At 54.5% G+C, this 17,338-nt stretch carries 15 protein-coding genes; 3 read left to right on the top strand and 12 right to left on the bottom strand.

Annotation, left to right across the window (positions count from 1 at the left end):
- Window positions 1–46: 46 nt before the first annotated feature.
- From H2Z84_RS11985 to H2Z84_RS11945, 9 genes are all read right to left on the bottom strand, one after another.
- A complete protein-coding gene (locus H2Z84_RS11985; RefSeq protein ID WP_181836178.1) occupies window positions 47–508 on the bottom strand; it encodes a hypothetical protein in 462 nt (153 codons plus the stop codon).
- A gap of 4 nt (window positions 509–512) precedes the next feature.
- Window positions 513–1,469, bottom strand: coding sequence for a DUF932 domain-containing protein (locus H2Z84_RS11980; RefSeq protein ID WP_181836177.1), 957 nt, complete (start codon window positions 1,467–1,469; stop codon window positions 513–515).
- Window positions 1,470–1,664: 195 nt separating this feature from the next.
- Window positions 1,665–3,131, bottom strand: a complete 1,467-nt coding sequence (locus H2Z84_RS11975) for a GIY-YIG nuclease family protein (RefSeq protein ID WP_258869387.1) — start codon at window positions 3,129–3,131, stop codon at window positions 1,665–1,667.
- Window positions 3,132–3,186: 55 nt separating this feature from the next.
- Window positions 3,187–3,576: a hypothetical protein gene (locus tag H2Z84_RS11970; protein ID WP_181836175.1), complete on the bottom strand. Its 390-nt coding sequence runs from the start codon at window positions 3,574–3,576 to the stop codon at window positions 3,187–3,189.
- A 780-nt stretch (window positions 3,577–4,356) separates the two neighbouring features.
- A complete protein-coding gene (locus H2Z84_RS11965) occupies window positions 4,357–4,620 on the bottom strand; it encodes a PAAR domain-containing protein (protein WP_181836174.1) in 264 nt (87 codons plus the stop codon).
- Between the two features lie 4 nt (window positions 4,621–4,624).
- A complete protein-coding gene (locus H2Z84_RS11960) occupies window positions 4,625–6,199 on the bottom strand; it encodes a type VI lipase adapter Tla3 domain-containing protein (RefSeq protein WP_220272814.1) in 1,575 nt (524 codons plus the stop codon).
- An 80-nt stretch (window positions 6,200–6,279) separates the two neighbouring features.
- Window positions 6,280–8,250, bottom strand: coding sequence for a T6SS effector phospholipase Tle3 domain-containing protein (locus H2Z84_RS11955; protein ID WP_181836172.1), 1,971 nt, complete (start codon window positions 8,248–8,250; stop codon window positions 6,280–6,282).
- 2 nt (window positions 8,251–8,252) lie between these two features.
- Complete coding sequence (locus H2Z84_RS11950) at window positions 8,253–10,964, bottom strand: type VI secretion system Vgr family protein (protein WP_181836171.1); 2,712 nt, start codon at window positions 10,962–10,964, stop codon at window positions 8,253–8,255.
- 276 nt (window positions 10,965–11,240) lie between these two features.
- Entirely contained in the window at window positions 11,241–11,657 is a 417-nt protein-coding gene (locus H2Z84_RS11945) for a MerR family transcriptional regulator (RefSeq protein ID WP_181836170.1), read from the bottom strand.
- Window positions 11,658–11,780: 123 nt separating this feature from the next.
- On the opposite strand from H2Z84_RS11945, the gene H2Z84_RS11940 reads away from it, so the two are divergent.
- Complete coding sequence (locus H2Z84_RS11940) at window positions 11,781–12,842, top strand: SDR family oxidoreductase (protein ID WP_181836169.1); 1,062 nt, start codon at window positions 11,781–11,783, stop codon at window positions 12,840–12,842.
- Between the two features lie 187 nt (window positions 12,843–13,029).
- Here the strand turns inward: H2Z84_RS11940 and H2Z84_RS11935 are convergent, their stop codons facing one another.
- Both H2Z84_RS11935 and H2Z84_RS11930 read right to left on the bottom strand, forming a co-directional pair.
- Entirely contained in the window at window positions 13,030–13,653 is a 624-nt protein-coding gene (locus H2Z84_RS11935) for a glutathione S-transferase family protein (protein ID WP_181836168.1), read from the bottom strand.
- A gap of 92 nt (window positions 13,654–13,745) precedes the next feature.
- On the bottom strand, window positions 13,746–14,462 hold the full coding sequence (locus H2Z84_RS11930) for a helix-turn-helix transcriptional regulator (protein WP_181836167.1): 717 nt from the start codon (window positions 14,460–14,462) through the stop codon (window positions 13,746–13,748).
- A 451-nt stretch (window positions 14,463–14,913) separates the two neighbouring features.
- On the opposite strand from H2Z84_RS11930, the gene H2Z84_RS11925 reads away from it, so the two are divergent.
- A complete protein-coding gene (locus tag H2Z84_RS11925; protein WP_181836166.1) occupies window positions 14,914–15,180 on the top strand; it encodes a hypothetical protein in 267 nt (88 codons plus the stop codon).
- A 250-nt stretch (window positions 15,181–15,430) separates the two neighbouring features.
- Here the strand turns inward: H2Z84_RS11925 and H2Z84_RS11920 are convergent, their stop codons facing one another.
- Window positions 15,431–15,757, bottom strand: a complete 327-nt coding sequence (locus H2Z84_RS11920) for a hypothetical protein (RefSeq protein WP_181836165.1) — start codon at window positions 15,755–15,757, stop codon at window positions 15,431–15,433.
- Between the two features lie 246 nt (window positions 15,758–16,003).
- Between H2Z84_RS11920 and H2Z84_RS11915 the strand changes: the two genes are divergently transcribed.
- The gene (locus tag H2Z84_RS11915; RefSeq protein WP_220272813.1) at window positions 16,004–17,332 is read left to right on the top strand and encodes a hypothetical protein; all 1,329 of its coding nucleotides are present in this window, start codon (window positions 16,004–16,006) and stop codon (window positions 17,330–17,332) included.
- Window positions 17,333–17,338: the final 6 nt, after the last annotated feature.

Below are 17,338 nucleotides of genomic sequence, written 5' to 3'. Positions count from 1 at the left end.
CAGAAGCTGCTGGAAGAAGCAGACCAACATCAGACCAACCGCAGATTCACGATGGAGCTACCGGTACGATCACCGGCAGCTCAGGAGAGAGCGTCAGCAGGATCTGTCGAATGGCCGGCCACTGTTGCGGCTGACCCCGCAGCATGAACTCCCCGGCCAGTCGCACCAGGCAGGCTTTAACCCAATCGAGGGAAGGAGCCAAGCCATCATGCAAGATGATCCACTCAGCAATGGCGCTACCCAGCGCTTCGGTCACCTCGTAATGCCAGACTCCAGGTGCGCCCTGATCCAGCTGGTCGTACAAGGTATCCGCCAGAGCAGCCACCATCGGGGCGTACTGCACCAGCTCGGCATGCAGTTCCAGACAGCCAGCACCCCAGATCACCAGCAGACTGCGCTCGGCATCGGGGCCGTCGTATGCCACACCCAAGCCGTTCCAGGTACAGAAGTCACGCATGCCCGCCGTCAGGCAAGCAGCAGTCAAAGCAATGGATTGCACGGAGGCCATGGCATTACTCCACCAAGGCCAGTGCATGCTCCAGTGCCTTGCCCTTAAGCTGTGCACCCTGACCGAACCAGGCGGAATCGAGACGGTAGTCCTGACTGCGAGCACGACGGCGATGGTCTACATATTCAGTCATTGCATTCACCAGGCCCCATGCGGTTCCTTTGGTGCCTGCCAACAGCGAACCCATGCCGCCACCGCTATACAGCGCCGATACCTGCTGCAATGCCTTGGATGTGACGGCATCCTCACCTCCTGCCACCAGTGGTTCGTCCAGTACCTCGCGGAAGAAGTGGCAAGCTTCCTCCGGCGAAACCGAGCGCTGCGACAGCTGCTTGATGTTGCCGATGAAGCGGTCCCAGGCCGACAGGCCAAGGCCCAGTGCGTCTTTCACTTGCTGCGGATCGAACACGGTGGAGTGGGGCACCTTCACCGCACCGGTTCGGTCCTTCACTGCCATCTGCAGGGTGTTGTTGCACACCACCCGCACAGAGGTGAACTGGGCCGTAGTGCACAAGGTGCCGTCACAACTGGTGGCTAGTAGTAGATAAGCCTTCACCCGATCCCCACCCTTGAGTAGGGCTTCCTGGCCGGTTTTGGCCAGTGCCCACAACTTGCGGCCACCCTTCAATACCCCAGCAGTTTCCAGCTCAAACCCGCCAGCACTGACCAGGTCGCGATAGAACTCCAGTACTTCCGACGGCTGTACGACCTTGTAACGCGGCGAGACCACCGACAGTGGTGCCAATGAATCCGAGCGGTACAGCACTTTGGAATCAGCAAACGGCCGGATGTGCATGCCGTCGGCCGCCACGTTGAACAAGACATCACTCTGCTCGATACGCCAGTCCATACCGGCTTCGGTCAGCCACACTTCCAGAGGCTGCTGCGGGGACAATGGATTACCCAGACCATGCCAGGGCGTGGCTCCGACGAAAGCCATGGATTCGATGAGATGGGACATAGATCACTCCAATGAAAACGCCCCAGGCAAGGCTGGGGCGAGGGCATAAAAGACACCCGGAGTGGGTGTCGTGTGCGTGTTCAAGGGAGTGATATAGGTCTGAAAATAATTAGATTGATGCCTTTTGCAGGCAGCGCTAAGAAATGGTCCGGTCTCTATAGGAAACTGGGCCCATCGGTATCCTTTGGCGCGTCGTCAGCCTGGATTCGGGTCGCCAGCTTGATTGGATGGTGCACTATCGGCTGGTAGCGGTGCCTCGTATTGTGGTGATTGATCCGCCGTGCCCTCGGATGGTTGCTGGTTCTTAACTTTTTTGTGTTTTTTCTTCTTCTTTTTTGGATGTCCATGCGCTTTTTTGGGCTTGGGATGAGGTGCCGGATCTGGTGCTTGTTTAGCGGTTGGAGTCTGTAGCGATGACACCCAATTGGACAAGAAATGATATCCGGGCACAGCCACCACTACACAGCCTAAAAGGATCAAGCCTGCAATGGCCTGCCGTTGGGTAGGGCGCCAGCGACTGGGGAGTACATGGTGAATTTTGGCTGGCTGGAGCACCAGCTGTGGACGCTCAGGACGTTGTGGGGAGACGATGATGGGTGCAGGTACAGGTACAGGTACAGGTGCAGGTGCAGGTGCAGGTACAGGTACAGGTACAGGTACAGGTACAGGGCGAGATGTGGGCTCTTGCTTTTCAGCAAGAATGATACTTGGGTCGAGGGTGATTTTTGCAGGAGCATTTTGAGATACTTCACGATCTTGCTCAGCCTGAATGGCTAATTTGGCTTCTTCCAACGTGCAAGAAAAAAATTCGCGCCAATGATTGACCCGAAACTCCTTCAAAAACTCGTGAACTCGCTGTTCCGTATCAAATGCGTGCTCGAAACGAGCAGCAAAGGCAACCTTGAAATTCTGGGGAACTCCCCAGCACTCATATTCCCAGTAATACAAATCCTCTGCGCGCTCCTTGGGCTCTTTGCGTGTATAGCCAATCTTCAGTAGAGGCGCATGGCCGTCATGGTAGACCTCATTGGTGAGCACATAAACATAACCCGGTGTATCTGTTCGCTTATTTTTGGACCATGCCTTTCCGGCGGCCTCCTCCTCTACAATATCAGGTTCTTTCAGCGCATCGGGGTTAAAGGCTGTGTCAGCGCTGTAAAGTTCGGGAGGTCGTTCTGCTTTATAGGTAATATCCCCTTGGACGGATAACTCAACGGCATCGATAGCTTCTTGAATCGTGCAGTTAAAAAAATCTCTTTCATTGTTCAAGCGTTGAGCATGCAGGATTCCGTGAGCATGGCGCATCGTTGCCCGTGCCTTCCACACCATTGCTTGATACTTAACTTCGAATGGAAATGGCACGCCAGTGCTGTAGATCTGTCGCAAACTTGCTGCCATTGAATGGGTTGTATACCCAATTTTTATAACTGGTATTCCATTTAGCTGATAGCCAGGATTTGCAAGCACATAGACGTATCCGGGGCTTTCAGGGATGGAGGCTTGGAATTTGCAGTCAAGTCCTATGAATTTTGAGCACCCAAAAAATAGGTTCCCATTACTACGGTTTCTACGAATTGTGATGCGGCCCCTGTTACAGCGAGGGCAGATCACACCTTCTCGAGGGAGAGGTTTACCGCTATGTTTTTGGCTTCGGCTAGGCATTAAAATACGGCGTTGAGGCTAAAATACCAACGATACCGCATTTAATGCCAAATAATTAATTTTTGTGATTTATGTCTTGTCGGATGCTCTGCATGGTTGCCAGCAGCATCCCCGCCGGTAAACGCTGCCAGACACCATCGGCGCAATTCACCCCTTCACGCAAAGCATGCCATTGCTCTTCCGTTATTATCATGGTGTCAGACTCTGTGTAGCACTGCCCCAGCAAGCTAATCATGATAGCTTTTGCTTGTCCCAATTTGACTGGTGGAGATTTGAACGCTCGACAGGCTCCTTGCCACGCTGTTTCCAGGTAGCAGCCTAGCTCCCCCGCTTGAGTGATGGTCATCGGTTGGTGGCGAGCAGTGTCCAGCACCAGATGGGCGCGCAGCGCGTAATGGTCTACGGTACGACACAGAGCGGGATTAGTGTTGAGAGGTTTGTACATTGGCAGATTTTGCCTGAAGTGAAGAACGATAAAAGCACAGCATCGGAGTTGTTGGTATTAATTATAGAAAGCTTGTGTACTTGTACCGGGTGGTACTGCCTGGCCGGTAAATACGATCCAGCCGAGCACACTGGGGGCACCAGCTCCCAGTCAAGACACGCATAGGAGGCGCTATCCAGAAGTGGCCTCTATGACATTCCCAGACCATCTTGGTATCCACATTTGTATAGAAGGTCGACCAACACTTACCACCACGTGCTTCCGCCATATGTTGCATCGTGGCCAAGGTGTGATATCGCGCTGTCCTATAGCACTCAGGGCAGCCTTTGCAGGCTTTGATGTTCTTGCTGTTGCTCAGCCAGCGATGTCCTTTATCGCACTGCCAGGACATTGGGGTGACCTGATCAACAAATGCATCGGAAAGGCATAGCCAGCCACGCCTTAGTGCCCAGGCCTTCAGGCGCTTTAGGGTAACAGCTTGCCGACTACTACATTCTGGACAGAAGTGTCCCGCCAGTAATGTCGCGGGTGTTCGCCCCCACACATGCCCATGCTGGCAGGCAAATAGCAGATGCCCTTGAATACCCAGGTATGTGTCTGACAGGCATTCCCCACCCCATGCGTGAGCGATGGCCTGAACTTGAGCTAACAATTTTAGTCGCTCAGCCGACGTGGGATGGTAGCCGGTCGGGTAGGATTGCCAGCCCTGAATTGCATGCTGGACAGCCGTTGGCAATGTGTCGAATTTCCTGGAACGCGCCAAAGTCATGTTCAACATGGTTACTGCTTACTGCAATTGGCAGCACCATTCATCAACACTGCACCGCAGCTGGTTTGATGGCCCTCATATGCGACAGGGATGCCATCGATAGTGGCACTGGCATCGCCCCCAACAATCACGCAATGCGAGTGGCCCTGCATAGGGCAACTGCAAACATCCCCCACTCTGGCGACCTTCTTGCCATTGATGGTGACATTACTGCTACACGACACCACCTTGCCCCCATGACTGGTGTCTGAACCCTCTACGATCACATTCGGCATGCTGTTACAGTCTTTTTTCCACGAATGGGTCATACGGTTTGGACGGATCTAGTGCCGGACCGCCATTGTTATCATTCGGCTTGTTTTTCGCTTTCTCGGCCGTAGACGGCGGTGACACCATGATGATGCTGGCACGGCCGTCCTGGCGCAGGTTCAGCGTGGCGCTCACTCCACCCTTGTCGTAGCTGCGCATGGTGGCCAAGCCCAACTGGATAAACGGTGAGGAGGCTCCAGTATCGGCGACACGGCGGGTCAGGTTGTAGCTGCGCTTGGCATCGCTAAAGTCGAGCTTGTGCGGGGTGTCGGGCAATGCCATGGCACTACTGAACGGAATAATCCGCTTGTCGTTGCCGGCCGTATCGTAGAACAGCCACTGCGGGGCCTGACCATCTGGCAATGTTGCCAAGGCTGCTTTCCAAGCTACCGCCATGGCTTGCGTCTGTTGATGCAGATCACCCGTCAGCTTCACCTCGATGGGGCGATGCAGATAGCCCACCAGTGGGGCCCGGTCATACTCCTCTTCCAACTGCCACTTGGTCCAGCGCACTGGCATCCACGGGGTGGGCTTGAAGCCTTCCTTGCCCTGATGCCAGAACGGAATCATGCCACCTTGTCCGGCATTCGGATCAACCTGGCTGATCAGGGTTTTAGCATGTTCATTCCAGTAAGCGGTGGGCATAACCTGCTGGCCCTTATTTGCTGCGGTATAAGCACGCTCGGCAGGAAAGAAGAAATTCCACAGTTTGATCACGTCATACTTGGTGTCGTTCTTGTTGATGTCATAAGGCACATCGACGGCGTAGGGACGGATGAATTGGTTCACTCGGTCGGTACGGGTGACCAGGATGGCCGCCATGCTGTCTGGCATGGTGGGGATAAAACGCTCCTTACGACCATAGGGCGGATGATCCTCTTGACTGTCAAAGCTGAGTAGTACCGCTGCAGGCAATGTCGGATTCTCGTCAAAGAAACGGAACAACTGTTGAACCAGCACATCGCCGCCTTCCCCCTGATGTGCCCCCAAGCCAGTAAACATGTGGATGCCTAAGCCCGAGCCGTTCTGCGCCCATAAAATCCGGTTTGTCCTCATCTTGATACCGTCAGAAACTAGTACCGGGATAGGCCAGCGCTCTACCCATAATCGCAGAGTGTTCTCAAGGGTTTTGTTGGCTCTCTGGGTATTAATCAAGTCACGTTCATGATCATCCCAAGGATATGCTTGTGGATCTTGTACAAGGACGTTCTGCCACGGATTGTTCACCTCATCAATCCGCTGCCACAGCTTCATCTGACGGAAGCGGTCCACGGTCACACCGATACTGCGAATCTCCAATGCAAACTGCTGCTGCGCCTTGGCATCGGCGACTGCCTGTGCAGCTTGCGCTTTTTGCGCTTCCTCTTCTTCAGCCTGCTGTTGCTGCTGGGCCTCGGCCGCATTCAGGCGGGAACTGGCCAGCGCCCATTGGCTGGTAAACAAGGTGGCAATGAACAGTAAGGGCGGTAGCAGCCACCAGGCAAGTCGTTGCAACATCGGTGTGGACTCCATAATCAGCGAGGAAGGACGGATGGCGGTTTCCACCACCACCATCCAGATGGCAAGAGCGGTTACACAAGGGATCAGCCACAGCCACAAACGGGGGCGGGTATCGAAACGGAACATCATGCGCTTTGCTCCCTCTGCCGATCGCCACGGGTTTTGCTGACGATGGGGGCGGGAGGCTTTGCTGGTACCAGTCCAGACGGGAACTCTCCTCCGCTGTAATACGTGTAAGTTGCCTCCACAATAGCCTTAACACCATTATCCAATTGATCATATTTTTTCAACTTTGGAACAATTTTGTCTTGATCAAAATTAGATCGCCAATCTGCAATCATCATCAATAATTCACGCCATTCTGGATCATCCATGCAGTTCGCTTGACCAATGGCCACGTCCATCGCCGTTACCCAGCGGTGGTGTTCACGGTTGGCCACAATGGAGGAGTGGTAGGAGTTATCAAATGTCCCTTCATCCTGATAATGCTGCAATGCCTCTTTTTCTGAATTCTTGCCAGCCAGTCCACCTTTGACGATGGCATCTGTCGCATCAATTGGGTCCATATTGATTACCCCGGCATAACGAGGTCCATGGCTCTCGGCCTCTTTCTTCGCATTGATGGCTTTGGCTGCGCCACTGTCTTCCCCATGGTGTAGGTTTGGAGGGAAAGGTGGATTCAAGGCTTCGCCAGTAACCTGTACCGACTCTCCCGGTTTCAAGGCAACCCGTGCCAGCGTGGGGAAAAAATCAACGCCATCATAGGCATCCTCACCGTTTGCGCGAGGTGCGTATTTTCCCGGTGGGGCTCCGACAGGCGTACCTCTTCGCCAGGTCCATACACGTTGAAAGAACCCAGCACCCAATCTACTCAGGACTGGAGCAGGTGTAGGCTCGGAGCGTGCGCCACCTGTTTTGTAGGCCGGCTGGGTGTTGACCGCTTCTGGAACGCCCAAGGTGCCAATTCCCTGGACATTGGCCAGGCCAACCGTCTGGTCATGCGGACAAAAATATAGGTAGACCTTCCCACGATTGTCTCGCTCGGCAAAGCTCACGGCTTTGGCACTGTCGCCCACATTGTCATAACCATTCTCATCCCGCCCATCTTCAGTATCACGTCCCATGCGCTTGCCAGTTTCCGGCGTCCAGGAAGAACCTGTGCGGCCAACCTTGCATTGATCTGGAGCGAGCGTGGTAAATGCAGGTAGCGAATGCTTGTTGTCCGTAATTAATTTAACCAAATTCACCAAAGTCTCTACCCGCGCCTCGGTGGTTTGCTGTTCGTGGCCACTTTGCGAAACATAGTCAATAAACGACTCATGCAAACCGTAGGGCGGGTGGTTCATGATCAAGCAGTCGGCATAGCCCACACCGCTGTTTTCTGAATGCAGGAAGGCTTGCGCGCAGAGGGAGATCAGGCAGCCCTGACTGTGAGCAATCAGGGTAATGGTTTCATTGCGGTCAATTTTTCGTATTTGTGTGATCAGTGCGGCCAGGCGCTTGGCAGCTAAGGCCATATACTGTCGGTCAGGGCAAGTCTTGAGGCTATGCGCCACATCCATCACCCCTTTGTCTGTTAGCCAGGTGAAGAAACCCGACTTGAAGTGCCCGCCGAACATATCCGGGATGTTACTGGTTGCGTTGGCAAACATGCCGCCCATCTTGGCCCCGCGAACATCCAGACGGTTGCCGTTGATGTCTACCACTTGTCCATGCACCTTCTTTTTCGCGATATCGTCTTTGATTGCCCGATAGCCCCAATGGAAGTGGATGACAGGACTGTTGGTGCGATCGTTGGCGACGCGCTGATAGAACACGGCGTCCGGGTCAGTGACAACGGCCTCTTTTTCCTTTGGAAGACGGAAGTCATTGGGGAACAGATCCACTCGATCCAAACGCTCATTCAGACCCGCGCACAGGCCAATATCCATCTCCGGATAACTCACCCCGACATCGTTGACACCATGCACCAGGATATAGACGCCAACGTGATTCCGTTTCACCTCGACCGGGTGATCCTTGTAGCGGTTCGGCATCAACAGGGCCGAACTTTTACCAGCATAAAAAGTATTGTTTTCAGTCGCTGTACTCGACATGACTATGAACTCCGCTTCGGCAGGATGGCAACCTTGGCCACCTGCATCGCCTGATCTTGCAAGATGTTGGTTTTGCCTTCTGCATCCGAAGTGCCGGTCAGCTTGCTACCGTCTTTTAGCGTGACTTCGTATTCACGATGAGCGGCAATTTGCGCTTTCTGCCCGTCACTGCCGGGATAGTGCAGCTGGAACTTCTGATCGGTTGGCCCCGATTGAAAGTTGGGGGATGGCACGCTATCCGTTGCTGGTCCACTCATGGATTTGCTAGCGGCCTTGATCAATACCTGGCCGGACGTCCCCAGCGTGATATTGCTGTCGATCTTGATGAAGGCACCGGCAGCGGAAACCAGCCGAATCGTTGGGGCATGAATCAATACTTCGCCGTTCACGGCCATGATGCGGACGTTCTTTTCGGCTTGTGCCACCATATCGTTGGCCTGTGCCTGCATCAGAAACTGCCCTTGATGCGCAATGAGGCGGAAGTCACCAGATTGGGCGAACTGGCTGATGCCGTTGCCGGCATTGAGCACGTACTGTTCTCCACTGGTAAACTGCAGATGCTTCTTGGCAGCCAGATCGTAATTGAGACCGGCATAGCCAATAATCCCTTTGGGCGAGCTGTAAGATAGACCGCCCAGCCCCGCCAAACTCAGAACGGACTGACCACCGCCTTGGGATTTGGGGTCGGTATTACTGCCTTTCTCCCAATTTTTAATGCTCTCGATCAGGTCTGTCTGTGACTGAGGATCAATCTTCAGCGCCTGACTGCCACTGGCATAATCGCCAACAGACTTGAACAGTTCTGCACACTGGTCCAGCAGCTCAATCATCTCCTTACGATCCAGCTGATTGCCGCTGGCTTGCACTTTCCCATAGGTGGTCAGCAACAAGCCCTGTGCGGCTCGGATGGCAATGCTGGCGTCAGAGCGTAACTCCGCCCCCTCGCCGCGTGGCTGGGCTTTGCCGTTGCTACGCGGGTGGGTCAGGAAACCGAGATTGAGTTGTGTCTTGTGCGTTTCACTGGACAGCTTGGCGCGCACTTCACCGGGGGTGTCGTCGAATAGCAGCTCGTTGTACTGGCCGCCCTGGTGTTCTTTGGACTTGATGCCGGACAGCGTCTTGTTGGCCGGCAGTGCGCCCGCGCCGCTAAAGGCCGGGGTGGCGTGGCTGCCGTTGTACAGCACGCCGACAATCACCGGGCGGTCAATATCGCCTTCGATAAAGTCGATCAGCACTTCCTGACCAATACGCGGGATGAACTGGTGGCCCCAGCCAGCACCGGCACTGGGCATGGCCACGCGCAGCCAGCAGGAGGAGGTGTCGTCGAGACGGGCACCGATGCTCGGGTGTTCGTCGGCGCGCTGCCAGTGGAACTGCACCTTGACGCGGCCCAGTTCATCGGTATGCACTTCTTCGCCCACCGGACCGACCACGGTGGCGGTTTGCACGCCTTTGGAAGTCGGCTTGGCCAGCGCGCTGTGGGCATAAGCCGGGGTGAGCGGGATGCCACGACGCTGGGCGGTGATGGTGGTCTGGAAAGGGCTGCTGTTCTGGCTATCAGTCGATGTGGTGTCGGCACCGTTTGCCAATAAATTACGCAGGCTGCTGGTCAGCTCGCCCGGCAGATTGTTGTTGGCACGGAAGGTCTGGCCGGTGACCACGAATTCACGCTGCTCGCTGCTGTCGCCCTCGTGCGCCGGGTGTTCGTCCAGGCGGAACCATTGGCCGGCCTGCAGGCTGCGCACACTGCCGCTACCAGAGAACTGCTTGGCCTGCACATCGTGCGCCTGTTGGCGCAGCTGCGCGTAGTGCGACAGTTGGTCGGCATCGCTGGCGTAGTACAGCGACTGCGGATCGTAATCCTGCAGGGTGGATTGCAGCGCATCGCCGCCACGGCCTTGCTGGATGCGAGTCTGGTCGCCGGTGTGCTGGGTGCTCACCGGCTGGTAATCGAAGCTGGCCAGCGCCACATTGCCCGATACCACCTGCCGTGCGGCCGACCAATCGATCAGGCCGTCTTCTTCCTCGGTGGCGTCGCTACGGTGAAAGCGCACGCGCTCGCTGGCGGCCGGTGGCAGGCTGTAGGCATCGTCGAACACCACCAGCTTGACCTGCGGATGCGCGCCATCGACATGTTCAAATCTCCATGCATAACCCTCTTCATGGAGTAGCCGCACGATGAAGTCGAAATCACTCTCGCGATACTGCAGACAGTAACTGCGCGGGCTGGCTGATGCGGTGTGGAACTCCAGCGTCTGCACCTGGGCGAACACCGGATTATTGGCCTGATGCTCGGCCAGGATCTGCTTGACGATGTCCGGCAACGACAAGTCCTGGAACACCCGCGAGGTACGGCGCAGCCGCAGCAGGGCAAACGGCGGTTCGATGGTCAGGCCGTACTTGGCAAACCCGCCATCAGAACCCAACAGCTCGGCGCGCGACACCACGCCACAGCGCACTACCTCGTTGCCATCGGCATCAAGCACACCGAGACGAGCCGCTACACCCAGCAGGGATTTGAGTTCGATAGTGCCGTCGGGGGATAAGCAGGTGAGCTGATAGCGATAGGCCTCCGACACGCCCTCGCTGCCGTCCAGGGTGTGGGGCAGTAGCTGCTCGGCGGCGATCTGTCCGCCATCCAGCTGCAGGGTAAGCAGGCGCTGGTGCTGGGAAAAGGCGGCGGCGAAGCTGGCGAGCAGAGCGGAAAAGTCCATGGCGTCTCATCACGTCTGCTGACGTGAATCTTCACATTCTGTTGAAAGTCCAACAGTTTATGCGCCTAACATGCTCCGAACAAGGTGGAATGGCATGAATGCGTAGTTCTACGGATGGCCCTCTATACTGGGCAAAAGACACAAGAGTGATCCCGTATGGTATTCACACACTGGCAAATCATCGGCCTAAGCGGTCCTTCTGAGGCTTGCTAGGCAACGGCCGGTTTACACAGAATTTCGGACACGCTCCTTGTTGGACTACAAAACTAAGTGCTCTCACTGTCCGGTGATGGGAGCGGTGGCTGTTATATCTTTAACGACCACTATGCCTGTTGATTGACACTCGTCACGAATGCCGGCCAGAGCCAATTTGAGTTCGCTTGAAAGCTCTTGCAGTTCCAGGATCTTTCGATCGACCACACCAATCTTGTCGGCAAGAATGGCGCGCTTCTGGTCCGGTCTGAAGCTGTGATTGGCCCATGCGTCCAGCAACTCTTGGATTTCTCCCAGTGAAAACCCCAAAGCCTTGGCCTGCTTGATCAGGCCCAAGCGTCGAACAGTTGACGCATTGTAACGGCGGTAGCCGTGGCGGCCTTCTGGTCCGCGTTCGGGCCTGATAAGGCCTATCCGCTCGTAGAAACGAATAGCATCACGTGTCATCCCCGTCTGCTCGGCCAATTCTCCGATTCGCACGATCGAACTCTCCCGACAAATTTAGTCTTGACCCTGGACTATACACCAATGTTTACAGTGCCCTTTTAACAGCCTTGGCTGGCTTTCGAAGTGCCCCTTATGGGCTGACGATCAGGGAAAAACATGACGCAAGAAAAAATCGCATTTGTCACGGGTGCTACCGGGTTGCTAGGTAACAATCTTGTTCGTTTACTGCTAACGAAAGGCTATCGGGTCAAGGCTTTAGCCAGGTCAAAACTGAAAGCCAAGGAGCAGTTCGGGGAGTTGATAGGCAACCGTTTGGAGGTGGTGCCGGGCGATCTCACGCATGTCGAGGGGTTTGCTGCAGCATTGCAGGGCTGCGATGTCATGTTTCATACCGCGGCTTACTTCCGTGAAAGCTACAAAGGTGGCCGCCATCTGGCCGCCCTGCGCAAGACCAATGTCGAGGGTACGCAAAACCTGCTTGACGGGGCATACGCAGCTGGCATTCGACGCATGGTCCATATCAGCTCCATTGCAGTATTGGGCCGCAATGATTCTGGATTGACCGACGAGAGCATGGTGCTACCCATCGCGGAGGCACCGGATGACTATTACCGCAGCAAGATTGAAACTGACGAGGTGATATTCACTTTTCTCGATAGTCACTCGGATATGCACATTTCCCTTGTCTTGCCCGGCTGGATGCATGGCCCGGGCGATCTTGGCCCCACTTCGGCCGGGCAGTTCGTAGCGGATTACCTGCAGCAGAAAATTCCGGGGGTGGTCGATGCGGCTTTCTCCGTGGTGGATGCCCGCGATGTGGCGCAAGTCGCTTTGGCAGCCAGTAAAATGGGGGAGCGGGGCGAGCGCTATCTGGCCGCCGGCCATCCAGTCAGTATGGCCAGTCTTTTGCAGGCGATGGAGTCGGTCAGCAGCGTACCCGCCCCGCGCCGTAAACTGCCGCGCACCATGTTGTATGTCATCGCTTTTTTGCAGGAGGTTTATGCACGGCTGACGGGTAGGCCGGTATTACTCAGCCTGGCTACGGTAAACAATATGGCGAACGACTACGGAAGAAAATTCTCGGCGGACAAAATCCGGAGGCGCTTCGGTCTGGGCTTCAGACCCATGGCAGAAACGTTGGCAGACGAGGTGATGTGGATCCAGCAAAGAGCCACGCGCGGGGAAATGCACCAGTCTGGCAAAGTACACCCCGGTTAATAACTACGAGCAGTCGGTCATTCCAGATGGGATAGATGACGGCTTGGGCCTATCTGCCGCTGGCCAGGTTGACGCATTGTTATGGGTCAGCCTGGCCAAACACTCGCACCGCTATGGTAGTTACTGTTTTACGGAGCCAGGTTGACATTGTGAATCCGACAACACCTTATCTGAATCAGTCTGCCTGTCAGCTCGGGGCTTGCTCCGTTTCCTGCCAGCAATCCAGTGCCTGAATCTGCTGGAACCATCGCCCGATTTGGCTAAATTGCATGAGTGGAAGCTTGGCACGATGCCAATCGCCCAGCGGTGCTGCAATAGCAAGATCAGCAAGAGACAGTCGGCTGCCACTAATCCATTCCCGCCCGACAAGATGTGTGTCGAGAACCTGGCAAGCCTCGACAAATATCGCTTCAGCGCGCGCCACTTCAGTCTGGATGGCGAGCCCTAGGCCTGCCATCCCCTTGATTGAATTTTCCCAGTTAAGGGTGCTGATCGCCGGCATCAGATGTTGGCTGCACCAGAACATCCAGCGGCTCGCATCTGTCCGTTGTTGTGCTGTTTCAGGATGCAGGGACTGATCCTGCGCCAACTCGGCCAGGTACTGCATGATGGCGTAAGACTCCCAGAGCACATATTCGTCATCTTCAAGAACGGGAACCTGATGATTCGGGTTCAGCTTCAAGAAGGGTGGCGTATTTTGCTCGCCACGAAACAGGTCAACCGATATCAGCTCAAGCGGTATGCCAAGATGGCGTGCCACGAGAAGCACCCGGCGGCTACAAGAAGAAAGAGGATGGTAGTAAAGACGCATGGCTCACACTCCAGTGGTTGATCAAAGTGATGCCATCGTATTCGCAGTTACTGACAGTTTCTGTCAGCAGTCATGCTGTTGTTAATCTGGGCCTAGTTGTTTTTGCCGATTTTGTTGTTGCTGGCCTGCTGGTAGGCATCACATGTCCGCCACTCTTTCAGCAAGTCTTGCTTTCTGCGCGGATAGTGATCTTGGGTAATGAGTAGTGTCGAGATCCGGTCTGTCCTGAAGTGCCGGAAATCCTGACGCACTTCACACCACCCGGCCAGCATGCGCACATGATCGAAATAGCCTAACGCCAGTGGCCAGATTGTTCGCTGCGTGACATTGCCCTGCACATCACAATAATCGATACGCAGTTTGTACTCACTCCGAATGGCCCGGCGGATTATCGATAAGTCGACTACATCAGTTTCCGCCTGTGAAGCTGTTCCCACCATCAGAGAGCTGCTATCCAGGTTATGGCGCAATTCTTGTGGCAGAACTGAGGAAATCTTGGCTAGTGCATTCTTTGCCGCACTGCCCAGATGCGTATCTGTTCGTTTGGCTACCCATTTCGATCCAAGTACCAGCGCTTCAATTTCCTCTGCAGTGAACATCAAGGGCGGCAACATGAATCCAGGCCGCAGGATATATCCCAGCCCAGGTTCACCCTCAATATTGGCACCTTGTGCCTGCAAAGTGGCGATATCACGGTAAAGTGTTCGCAGACTGACCCCGAGCTCATCGGCGAGGCTGGCCCCGGTGACCGGGAAGCGGTGGTGCCGCAAGGCTTGAAGTAGGGTAAACAATCTTTCCGTACGAGACATGAACACTCTGCTAGGCGATCAGGATTCACTATTTTGTCATATCTGGTCAGGCGCCAAGCATTCATTTCCGGGGGTAATAACAGCATTTATTCCAGATCAGGCCGGATTGCGGCCAACCCCGTCACGCATCCAGCAAACTGAAAAGGCTGCTGCGAACCGATAGCAGTCAGGCTGGCGTAACAGCATTGTTACTGTTCTGGCCGAGCTGCCGCCGATCAGGCTGAAGAAGCTCAGTTGGTCGGCTACACCCACCTTAGCTTTATTCTGCATCGGTGCCGGGTTGTACTTAAAGTTCGTTACGACTGTTTAAGCAAAATCCTCAGCATGTCTTCTCATTATTTGATAAATGTTCAAAATACTGCTCCAGTTTTCTAGAAAACTGTCGAAAACAAAATGCAGCGGAAGTTTTACATTTCTTTTCTAAAATGAGTCATTCTTAGGAGGCGAACTTATGTCCATCGCACCCATTTCCGCTTCAGCGGGACAATCCGTTGCTCCGGTCAGCAGTAAGTCGGTTGCTTCTACAAGTGATACCGATAATGACACAAAGACCAGTAGTGCCCAGCCCAAGCCCATAGTCGACAAAGTTACGATAAGTCCTGCCGCCAAAGCCCTACAAGAAGCCACTGAAACAGCCGCGCAGACTGCTAAAGAGGCCAATTCCGGGGATGCTCAAGCAAAACGCAAACTAGCCACGGAAAATGCAAGCAAAGCGTAGTTTTTCTCTAGGCTAAGCTTTCCACTTTGAGATAAAAAGGCCGCTTTTATAGTGGCCTTTTCCATTCGGATTAAGCACATTTGCATTTGACATGAATCGTCCTAGCTCCCGCAGACAGTTCGAAGCGACACTTTAGCTACGCATACCTACCGCTTGATACACGGCGGCTGGATGGCAGTTTTAGCCGGGCTTGGGTCAATATCTTCAGAAAGTTGGGACGACAAGCTTCTGTTATTGAGGTTGCCAGACTCTACAGCACCTTCGCCAGCAGTCGGACCAGGCGGCTTGCATGGTAATGGACGGGGTGCTCCATGAGGTGATCGACATACAGCCAAGCCAGAGCCACCAGTGCTCCGGCGAAGTTCAGCCATGTCATTTTCGAAAATCGCCTGCTCATCACATTGCTTTCATCTCGACTTACCCGTATCTGACCGGCCGTGTCGGTCATTCGTGCAAGGCCTTGTCCATTTTCACGAAGCTGTACCGCTGGCATTTCTGCTTCGCGTCCAGCCTTTGCTAGGGTAATCGCGTCCGAATTGCGATCAACCATCACGCCGCCGCTTGCGTGCATGTTCATTGCCCCGCGTCCTGGCAGAAGGATTGTATGCCGCTCATGCTGGCATTGCATCAATGCTTTGCTACACCCGACTGGGCATGGTCGATGAAATCCGGTTCAAGCCGAATAAGAATGCGATATTTACAACAATTAACATGCCATTTATTTGCGGCAAATCAATAGATGTCGTACGCCGAATGCGCATTTCCAGATAGGGCTTAGGCTTGCATTAGGTAGTTCGCCTTAGAACAATTATGGGAGCTGGACATGAAAAAACTCTACCGCCTCGCCTACTTGTCTGTTTTGTATCCCTTGTTGATGTTGATCTTCCAACAGCAGGCTTTTGCCTTGCCCAGCTATGCACGGCAAACAGGCGAAGCGTGTGTCGCCTGTCATGTCAGCTTCCCCGAACTGACGCCTTACGGTCGGCTGTTCAAATTATCCGGCTATACGCTAGGTACCACACAGCTGTTTCCCGTTGCCGCGATGGCAGTGGCTTCTGTCAGCAAGGTGTCCAATACGCAGGGCAATGACAGCAGCTACCCGCGCAATAATCAATTGCAGCTGGAGGGCGGCAGCCTGTTCATCGCGGGCAAGCTTGGTGACCACGCAGGCATGTTTTCCCAATGGACTTACAACAATCTCAACAGCACAACCCAAGCCGATGGCAGCACGGCCTTCAATGGCAAAACCACGGTCGACAACAATGATTGGCGGCTGAGCTGGCATCTTGCCAAGGCCGACCTGGATTTGATCTACGGCCTGACACTGAATAACAATCCGACGGTGCAGGATGTATGGAACTCCACTCCGGCATTCGGCTATCCCTACCAGTCATCGCGGCTGGCTAGCGTATGGGGGATCGGGCCACAGGCAACCCTGATTGAAGGCGGGCTGGCCCAGCAAGTAGCCGGGCTCAGTGCCTATGCTTTTCTCAACAAGAACTGGTATGCCGAAATAGGCAGCTATCGCGTGGCAGATGGCCCGTTCTCCTTCCTCAGCCATGGCGTAGACCTGAGCAACCGTCTGAGTGGCAATAATCCGTACTTGCGCTTTGCCTATAACCGGGACTGGGGCATGCACTCCCTTGCGGTCGGTGTGTTCGGTATGGATGCCAAAGTCCATGCGGATGGCACTGATACCAATTCACCGCTCGACCATTACCACGACCGTGGCATTGACATGCAGTACCAGTATTTGTCTGATCCGCATATTTTCACCACCCAGCTCTCTTATATCCATGAGAGTACCGACTGGGATGCCTCGCATATCGGCAATGACCGGGCAACCGCCAATAGCAAACTGAATAGTTTTCGCGCCAAGGCAAGCTATTGGTATCAGCACACCTACGGGCTGAGCATCGGTTATTTTGGCGAGCATGGTACGACAGACTGGACGGCCTGGAGCAATACCGGCAGTCCGGACACCACCGGTTATATCCTGGAATTGAACTACATGATCAAGCCCAACTGGCGCGTTGGCTTGCAATATACCGGCTACACCAAATACCAGGGAGCTAGTCTCAACTACGATGGCAATGGGCGTAATGCGCGGGACAATAGCACGACCTATCTTTATACGTGGATAGCTTTCTAGGAGCGA

The sequence above is a fragment of the Aquitalea aquatica genome (assembly GCF_013911085.1).
Lineage (GTDB): Bacteria > Pseudomonadota > Gammaproteobacteria > Burkholderiales > Chromobacteriaceae > Aquitalea > Aquitalea aquatica.
Note: the sequence above shows the minus strand (reverse complement) of the source record. Positions and strands in the feature narration are given on the sequence as shown.

What these genes read in the sequence shown, in the direction of transcription:
- H2Z84_RS11985 (WP_181836178.1), bottom strand. Translation starts at nt 508, where the DNA reads ATGGCCTCCGTGCAATCCATTGCTTTGACTGCTGCTTGCCTGACGGCG.
- H2Z84_RS11980 (WP_181836177.1), bottom strand. Translation starts at nt 1,469, where the DNA reads ATGTCCCATCTCATCGAATCCATGGCTTTCGTCGGAGCCACGCCCTGG.
- H2Z84_RS11975 (WP_258869387.1), bottom strand. Translation starts at nt 3,131, where the DNA reads ATGCCTAGCCGAAGCCAAAAACATAGCGGTAAACCTCTCCCTCGAGAA.
- H2Z84_RS11970 (WP_181836175.1), bottom strand. Translation starts at nt 3,576, where the DNA reads ATGTACAAACCTCTCAACACTAATCCCGCTCTGTGTCGTACCGTAGAC.
- H2Z84_RS11965 (WP_181836174.1), bottom strand. Translation starts at nt 4,620, where the DNA reads ATGCCGAATGTGATCGTAGAGGGTTCAGACACCAGTCATGGGGGCAAG.
- H2Z84_RS11955 (WP_181836172.1), bottom strand. Translation starts at nt 8,250, where the DNA reads ATGTCGAGTACAGCGACTGAAAACAATACTTTTTATGCTGGTAAAAGT.
- H2Z84_RS11950 (WP_181836171.1), bottom strand. Translation starts at nt 10,964, where the DNA reads ATGGACTTTTCCGCTCTGCTCGCCAGCTTCGCCGCCGCCTTTTCCCAG.
- H2Z84_RS11940 (WP_181836169.1), top strand. Translation starts at nt 11,781, where the DNA reads ATGACGCAAGAAAAAATCGCATTTGTCACGGGTGCTACCGGGTTGCTA.
- H2Z84_RS11935 (WP_181836168.1), bottom strand. Translation starts at nt 13,653, where the DNA reads ATGCGTCTTTACTACCATCCTCTTTCTTCTTGTAGCCGCCGGGTGCTT.
- H2Z84_RS11930 (WP_181836167.1), bottom strand. Translation starts at nt 14,462, where the DNA reads ATGTCTCGTACGGAAAGATTGTTTACCCTACTTCAAGCCTTGCGGCAC.
- H2Z84_RS11925 (WP_181836166.1), top strand. Translation starts at nt 14,914, where the DNA reads ATGTCCATCGCACCCATTTCCGCTTCAGCGGGACAATCCGTTGCTCCG.
- H2Z84_RS11920 (WP_181836165.1), bottom strand. Translation starts at nt 15,757, where the DNA reads ATGAACATGCACGCAAGCGGCGGCGTGATGGTTGATCGCAATTCGGAC.
- H2Z84_RS11915 (WP_220272813.1), top strand. Translation starts at nt 16,004, where the DNA reads ATGAAAAAACTCTACCGCCTCGCCTACTTGTCTGTTTTGTATCCCTTG.